General features: G+C 45.4%; 7 protein-coding genes. 1 reads left to right on the top strand and 6 read right to left on the bottom strand.

Annotated features, from left to right (window positions below; translation table 11 throughout):
* Positions 1 to 593: DMT family transporter (locus tag AACQ21_RS10330; RefSeq protein WP_105977552.1), on the bottom strand; the 593-nt coding region annotated here is incomplete at its 3' end.
* A gap of 462 nt (positions 594 to 1,055) precedes the next feature.
* Positions 1,056 to 2,051: a porin gene (locus AACQ21_RS10325; RefSeq protein ID WP_181185601.1), complete on the bottom strand. Its 996-nt coding sequence runs from the start codon at positions 2,049 to 2,051 to the stop codon at positions 1,056 to 1,058.
* A gap of 284 nt (positions 2,052 to 2,335) precedes the next feature.
* On the opposite strand from AACQ21_RS10325, the gene AACQ21_RS10320 reads away from it, so the two are divergent.
* On the top strand, positions 2,336 to 2,950 hold the full coding sequence (locus AACQ21_RS10320; RefSeq protein ID WP_013868096.1) for a fumarylacetoacetate hydrolase family protein: 615 nt from the start codon (positions 2,336 to 2,338) through the stop codon (positions 2,948 to 2,950).
* A 58-nt stretch (positions 2,951 to 3,008) separates the two neighbouring features.
* Here AACQ21_RS10320 and AACQ21_RS10315 read toward each other — a convergent pair whose 3' ends face one another.
* The 4 genes from AACQ21_RS10315 to AACQ21_RS10300 all read right to left on the bottom strand — a co-directional run bounded on the left by AACQ21_RS10315 (position 3,009) and on the right by AACQ21_RS10300 (position 6,878).
* Entirely contained in the window at positions 3,009 to 3,329 is a 321-nt protein-coding gene (locus AACQ21_RS10315; protein WP_013868095.1) for an AzlD domain-containing protein, read from the bottom strand.
* On the bottom strand, positions 3,326 to 4,057 hold the full coding sequence (locus AACQ21_RS10310; protein WP_026027571.1) for an AzlC family ABC transporter permease: 732 nt from the start codon (positions 4,055 to 4,057) through the stop codon (positions 3,326 to 3,328). Before AACQ21_RS10310 ends, AACQ21_RS10315 begins: the two co-directional genes overlap by 4 nt.
* Before the next feature lie 76 nt (positions 4,058 to 4,133).
* Positions 4,134 to 4,967 carry an AraC family transcriptional regulator gene (locus AACQ21_RS10305; protein ID WP_105977548.1) on the bottom strand — a complete coding sequence of 278 codons (834 nt, stop codon included), beginning with the start codon at positions 4,965 to 4,967 and terminating at the stop codon, positions 4,134 to 4,136.
* A 207-nt stretch (positions 4,968 to 5,174) separates the two neighbouring features.
* Positions 5,175 to 6,878 carry a phospho-sugar mutase gene (locus tag AACQ21_RS10300; RefSeq protein WP_105977547.1) on the bottom strand — a complete coding sequence of 568 codons (1,704 nt, stop codon included), beginning with the start codon at positions 6,876 to 6,878 and terminating at the stop codon, positions 5,175 to 5,177.
* Positions 6,879 to 6,920: the final 42 nt, after the last annotated feature.

The raw sequence follows: 6,920 nt of genomic DNA, 5'->3' as shown, positions 1-6,920 counted from the left end.
AGATTGAACGGTGTGATCAGTACCAAAAGGTAGACCACCATAGTAGACGGTGAGTCATGGGCAGACAGTTTTTTCACCATCAAAGAGTAACAAGCCCAAAAAAATGCCGCGCCAACAGGCAGCAACGATGCCCAGTTGAAATCGTCAGCCCAAGGTTCAAGGATGATCATCGCCCCGACAAAGCCAGTTAATGTTGCTCCCCAGCGTGCTGTACCCACTTTCTCTTTTAAAAAAATGCCTGAGCCAATCGTGGCAAACAGAGGAGAGGTCATCAGCAGTGCAATACCTTGCCAAATGGGTACGGGATAGGCGAGTGCCCATAACCAGAGTTGTATTCCAATCACAGATAAAAACACACGGAAAATATGCATGCTTAAATGCTCGGTGCGCAGCGAGTAGCGGATCCCTAACGTTGATAAATACGGCAAAATAACGACTAACGCGATGGCATATTGAACCAGCGCCACCGTGGTAGATGACAGGCCGTAATTGATACTGGCGACTTGAGCAAGGCTATTGACTATCGCAAAGGCGAGGCCTGCGATTAGCATCCAACTTGCCCCTTGGATTGGGTGGTGAAGTATTTTGGTCATAGAGAAGAGGGTTATAGAAAAAGTCGTTGAATCATACTGACTTATCAGCGTTAAACCAATCTCTGAAATGAATAGAGTGGTTCAATAAATTTGAGCAAGTGTTATCCCTGCTGATTCCCACTTGTCTGAAACGCCAAACATTTTGCGTATGGGCTGTGGTGATGGGATAAAAAAAGCCCCCTTAAAAAGAGGGCGAAAGAACATGAACGGCCAGTGCTCTGCCTTAGCACTGAAAAGAAGCACAAACGCTGCCATGCATTTGTACTTATTCCATAGCAGGTTGTGTGCCACCTTTAACTTATTGAAAAATAGTGAACTTATATTGTTGGTTCTGTTAAGCATGGTCTAGCCTAGTGCAATGTGTTTCATTGTGGTGCAATACCGGCAAATAAAAAAGGCCAAGCGAGTGCCTGGCCAAAAGGACAAAATCCTTAGGGAGTATATGCGTTCGTATAATTAAAATTAGAAGTTGTAACGTAGACCTAGGCGAATAGAGTCTTTTGCATCATACGCAGTGCCGAGGTCTTTTTTATCTAGGTTGTTCATTTTGTAGGCAACGTAAGTGTAGATTGATTTATTGAAATCATAACGCCCTGTCAACTCAGCAAAATCACTTTTCGTCGTTGTGACGTTTGCAGTTTCATTTTCCGTTTTTTGATACACCCCAATCAAGCGGAAGTTACTTGTGATTTTGTATTGCGCAGCAAATTCAATCCCGTTGAATTCGCTCTTCGCTTTATCGTCCAAATCCCCTTGTGTATAGGTCAGGCCTAAGTACAAATCGTCCAACGTGTAATTTACACCGGCAATAATTTGATTCGCCGCACCTTGGCCTGTGCCATTATCGTTGCTTGCGTAGCCCAAGCCTAAACCAAGGCCGATAGGTAAGTTATAAATTGCAGAAAGACCAAAGCCATCGGTGTCTTTTTCTTCGCCTGCAATAAAGCTTGCTGTCACATTGAGGGCATCAAATGTAGCTGCGTAGAGGAAGGTGTTGTTGATTTGCTCATTACCTGCGTTGATGAACTCTTTTTGAGCGCCAGTATAAGTACCGATGTCTGACATTTGAGAAATTTGCACGCCAGCCGTATCTTGGCGGCCGACAGAAATAGCACCAAAATCAGCTTGTAAACCTGCAAATAGGTAACGTTGGTTGAAATCAGAATTCTTATCGTTGCTGGCGGAGGAATTAACCGTTTGCTCTGCTTCATAGGTTGCAAAACCTTTCAAAGAGTCAGAGATTTCTGTTGAGCCTGTAATGTTCAAACGCGCACGGCTTTTGTTTTTCATCGTGCCTTCAATTTCTTTGCCTTTGTCATCACCACCGAAATCGCCACGAAATTCTGCACGTCCACCAACTTTAAGCTCATTTCCATCCGCTTTGTAAACGGTCGCAGCAAAAGAAGAACCTGATACCAATGCTGTAAGAATTGCGGTTGCGATTGTTGCTTTTTTCATTTTATTTACCTTATCCATAATCAATGAGCTTCAGTGCTCGAACGGTTTGATGTGAGTAAAGTAGATGTTTTAAATGAATGTTTAATTACTGATTCATGATGTTTACATGTTGTTTTTATTGATGATTTATTAAAGAGAATGTTATGTAGTGATGTTCAAAATAGTCAAGGTGCCATGAATTTTGAGTCGAAGATCTTACTTTTATCTAATGAAGATGCAAATCCATTCACTCGCGCTGTAGATGAGGTAAACTCGACGATCTTAGTCATCTCAAGGAAGAGTATATGTATTCGGTTCGTTTGGATAAACAGAAGATAACCCCGTCTAAAGTGTTGTGTGTTGGACGGAACTATATTGAACATATTCAAGAGCTTAATAACACAATACCAGAACAAATGGTGGTATTTAATAAACCCAATACGAGCATTACAACCACTCTATCCTCGTTTCACCAAGAGACGCTTCACTATGAAGCTGAAATTTGTTTTTTGATCAAAAAAGGTCAATATAGCGCGGTTGGTTTGGGGTTAGATCTGACTAAGCGGGTACTGCAATCTCAGCTTAAAGCAAAAGGTTTACCTTGGGAGAGGGCGAAAGCATTTGATGGTTCGGCTGTACTTAGCCGATTTGTGCCACTGCATGGTATCGATATCAATAAGTTGCAGTTAGAGCTATTCATCAACTGTGTTCGGGTTCAGTGCGGCGGTGTAAACCAAATGATCTATTCACCCGCCATCATTTTAGAAGAGCTGAAATCTTACACATCACTGCGTGATGGTGACGTTGTGATGACCGGAACGCCACAAGGAGTTGGAGAAGTGCATTGTGGCGATCTCTTTTTAGGGCGTCTTAAATGTGGAGAGCAGACCTTAATCGAGATTGAATGGCTAGCGCAATAAAACTGATTTGCGCTATTCGGGCTGCGGTTATTATCAGTATTCACCGCAGCCTCTGTCTTTAATGGGCTAAGAGCGTTAAATTTAGCAAAAAGAAAGTCGCCATGCTGATGATCGTGGTCAGCAGGACATTCTTGGTTTTCCATGCAATCAGTCCCGCTAATGCTGCGGCCCACAAGTAGGGATTATGGCGATCAAGCCAAAGTGTTTGCTCTGGCAGGAACACAATCGGAGCCCAAATAGCAGTTAATACAGCAGGGCTAGAATAAGTGAGTAAGCGCTGGATAACTGGGTTGAGACGCAGCGGTAATTTAGGCTCTAAGAACAGATAACGGCTCATAAAGACCAAAGCGGTCATGGCGAGGATAGAAAGCAGAATCATCGTTGGTTCCTCCTGCTCGAACAGAGTAAAACTTCAGAAACATAACCTGCACACATTGCGCCAATGCTTGCTAGCATTAAGCTACCTTCAACTTGCCAAAGAGTCAGGCTTACCGACAACACTAGGGCACTGATGACAGCAACGAGTATCGGTATGTTTTTAATGTTCGGAATGACAATGGCGATAAAAGTAGCCGCGACTGCAAATTCCAACCCCAACTCGTTTAAAGCGGGGATGTAGCTGCCGGCAATAATGCCGACCAGTGTGGCCAAATTCCAAACTAAATAGAAGCTTAAACCCGCACCAAGCGCGTACCAACGGTTAAACTGTTTTTCATTTTGTTGTCCGCAGACCGCAAACAGCTCATCAGTGAGCAGAAAACCCAGAATTAAACGCCAACGTGTCGGGAGTGGGCTGATTTTGCTGCGCATGGAAACGCTGTAGAGAAAATGGCGAGAAGTGATGAAAAATGTGGTGATCAGCAGAGTCAACAGCCCTGCACCTGTTTTAAACATCCCCGTGGCGACGAGTTGCGCTGATCCTGCAAATAAAACCGCAGAGAGTGCCTGGCTCTCTAATACGGTTAAGCCACTTTCAATCGCAAATGATCCCGCCAATAAGCCCCATGGTAAAACGGCAATACTCAGCGGTAGCATGGCCAGTGCGCCTTGCCCAAAGAGGCGACCTCTAGGTTCCAAATGTACGTGGTTCAATAGTGTGCTATCCATAGTAATTCCTTTGCTGGAAGTGATGAATCTATCAAGCCACAAGGTTGGGTCAAGCGATTGTACAAAATTGCGCTTGCTATTTGGCTAAGAACTGTTTTGGCGTTAAGCCCATTGCACGCTTAAAGTGGCGATGTAGATGACTTTGGTCATGAAACCCAGATTCTTGCGCAGCATCTGAAATGGGATGACCACTTCTCAATAGTGTTTTAGCATAACGCAACCGCGCTTGAATTTGATAGGCATGCGGTGGGAAGCCATACATTTTTTGAAATGAACGAACCAAATGATAGGGGCTAACTCCAGCTAGTTTTGATAAATCTTCTAATGAGACATCGGCCTGAGGAAAGTCATCTAAGAATTCTTTAACCGTATAGAGCGACTGCTGAATTTTAGTTTTAGGTAGTGAGATAGGAGGACTTTTGGCATGACGTGCTACCAGTTTGGTTAGGGTCGCGTACACTAATGTTTCGCGTAATAGACGGTTACTCGACTGCTCTAACGTATCAAAAACTAAACGAAATTGGTTTGCTAATTCAGGATCGTAGACTACGGGTTCTGGAAAATAAGGAGCGCATGAGTTAAAGGAACCTAACTCTTGAAGCACGGTACTAAATTGTTCTGGAAGTGGGTACATGGCTTTATAGGCCCAACCACCTTTTACAGCAGAATGGCCATTATGGACTTCTTCGGCATTAACCAAAATAATGCTGTCTTGTGGAGCAATATGATGACCACCGGTGCGGTAAAATCGTTGAGCACCGCGTTCAATAACTCCCACCGTGTACCCTTCGTGGCTGTGGCGCGAAAAGTTTTGTGTTTCGTATTGTGCATCGAGAAGCTCAATTCCGCCAAGTTCATTAGCGATATAAAACTTGGCTAGTTCTCTCTTTTTGCTTTTCTGCTTGGGCATTTCATATCCTACCTTTTTGCAACAACCAGTGTAGCCGATTTATTCAGAATGGTTTTGTACAAAATTGCGCATACAACTGTCATCCACTGGAGGGAAAAGAGCGTTGTAGTCGCAGGCATTGTTCACCTAAACAGATGAAATAAAAATGCCGCCAACAATGAACTGAAGACGGCCTGTTATTTCGTTGTGCTTGTCCGGCAATGAGCGTTACAAGCTGTGTTGGTGTTCTGCGATGAGCATCGCCATTTGCTCGTCGGCTTTTTTCTCGGCGCTGGCGAAATCTTCTTCTGCTTCGAAGGCTCCGATGACCTCGTAATAGCATTTCAATTTAGGCTCAGTGCCCGACGGGCGCACAATCACTCTCGCTCCGCCTTCCAAGTGATAGGTCAATACATCGCTAGCAGGAAGTTGAATCGCTTGCGTTGTTCCATCGGCAATATAACGTGTTAGTGATTTGAGATCGTCGGTCATGAGCACTTTTCTACCGGCGATTTCCGTTGGCGGTGTGGCGCGAAGCTTGTCACCGATCGGCGGTGAGTTAGGGTCTAACTTAATGCTACGTTGTGCATTAATGTAAAAACCGTGCTGGCGGTAAATGGTTTCGAGTTGATCCCAAATAGTTTTACCTTGGCTGTATAATTCGGCCGCTAGTTGTGCAAATGTCACCATGGCCGAAAGGCCATCTTTATCCCAAACGGTTTGCCCTATGGTGTAACCCAATGCTTCTTCATAGGCGAATAAGAACTGCTGTTCATCGCTTTGTTGTTGCATCGCCACGTTGGTCAACCATTTAAAGCCAGTCAAGGTTTGGTAGTATTTTGCACCTTTCGCCTGCGCAATATTACCGAGTAAACTGGATGAGACGATGGTGTTGCCAACCAACTGCTTTGAGGCATCAGTTTTGGAGAGCAAATAGTCCCCAAATAGTGTGCCAACTTGATCGCCAGTCAGCATTTGGTATTGACCATCCGCGCGTTGTACGGCAACGGCAAATCGGTCGGCATCTGGGTCATTGGCGCAGGCCAACTGGGCATTTTGGGCATGGGCTAGCGCGATGACCATATCCATCGCCCCCGGCTCTTCAGGGTTCGGGAAGTTGACGGTCGGGAAACGGCCATCTGGTTCGCGTTGTTCTTCCACACTGATGACATGGGTAAACCCAGCGTCATGCAGCAAAGTTTCAGCCATCTCAGCGCCGACACCATGCATCGCGGTATACGCAATGGTAAGGCATTGCGGATCAGTGTGGTGGTTCAACAATGGGCTTTGATTGAGGGTACGACGGTAAGTTTGGTAATACTCTTCTGTTAGCCATTGCAAAAGGCCTTGTTGGTGCGCGTTGTCTAACGGCATCAGAGAAATAGCTCGCGTTGCCGCTAAGTCGATTTCTGCTGCAATACCAGAATCGTGGGGCGGGATAATCTGTGCACCATTTTCCCAGTACACCTTGAAGCCATTGTATTCGGGTGGGTTGTGACTGGCGGTGACTACGACTGCGGCGGCGGCATTAAAGTGTTTTACCCCAAAAGCGACTACTGGGGTCGGTGCCACTTTATGCGTGAGATACACTTTGATCCCCAGCGCGGCGAGTACGGAGGCGGTATCGTGTGCAAATTGCTGAGAATCTGGCCGGCCATCATAGCCAATCACAACCCCACGTGTTTTGGCATTGCTGACTTGTTGAATGAGATAGTGTCCTAAACCCGTCGCCGTTTCTTGAATTACCAGACGGTTCATACGATTAGGGCCGCATCCCACCATGCCGCGTAAACCCGCGGTGCCGAACTCAAGGCGTGATTGAAAGCGAGCTTTTATCTCATCTAACTGATGCTGATCGACTAGTGCTTGTAGTTCTTGGCGAGTTTTAGGATCGGGATCTTTTTCTAACCATTCGGAAACGTGTTGCATCATGGTTTCACCTTCTTACATTCATGTTGAATTGATTCTAACTGA

Source organism: Vibrio sp. V01_P9A10T6 (genome assembly GCF_963877065.1).
GTDB lineage: Bacteria > Pseudomonadota > Gammaproteobacteria > Enterobacterales > Vibrionaceae > Vibrio > Vibrio anguillarum.
Note: the sequence above shows the minus strand (reverse complement) of the source record. Positions and strands in the feature narration are given on the sequence as shown.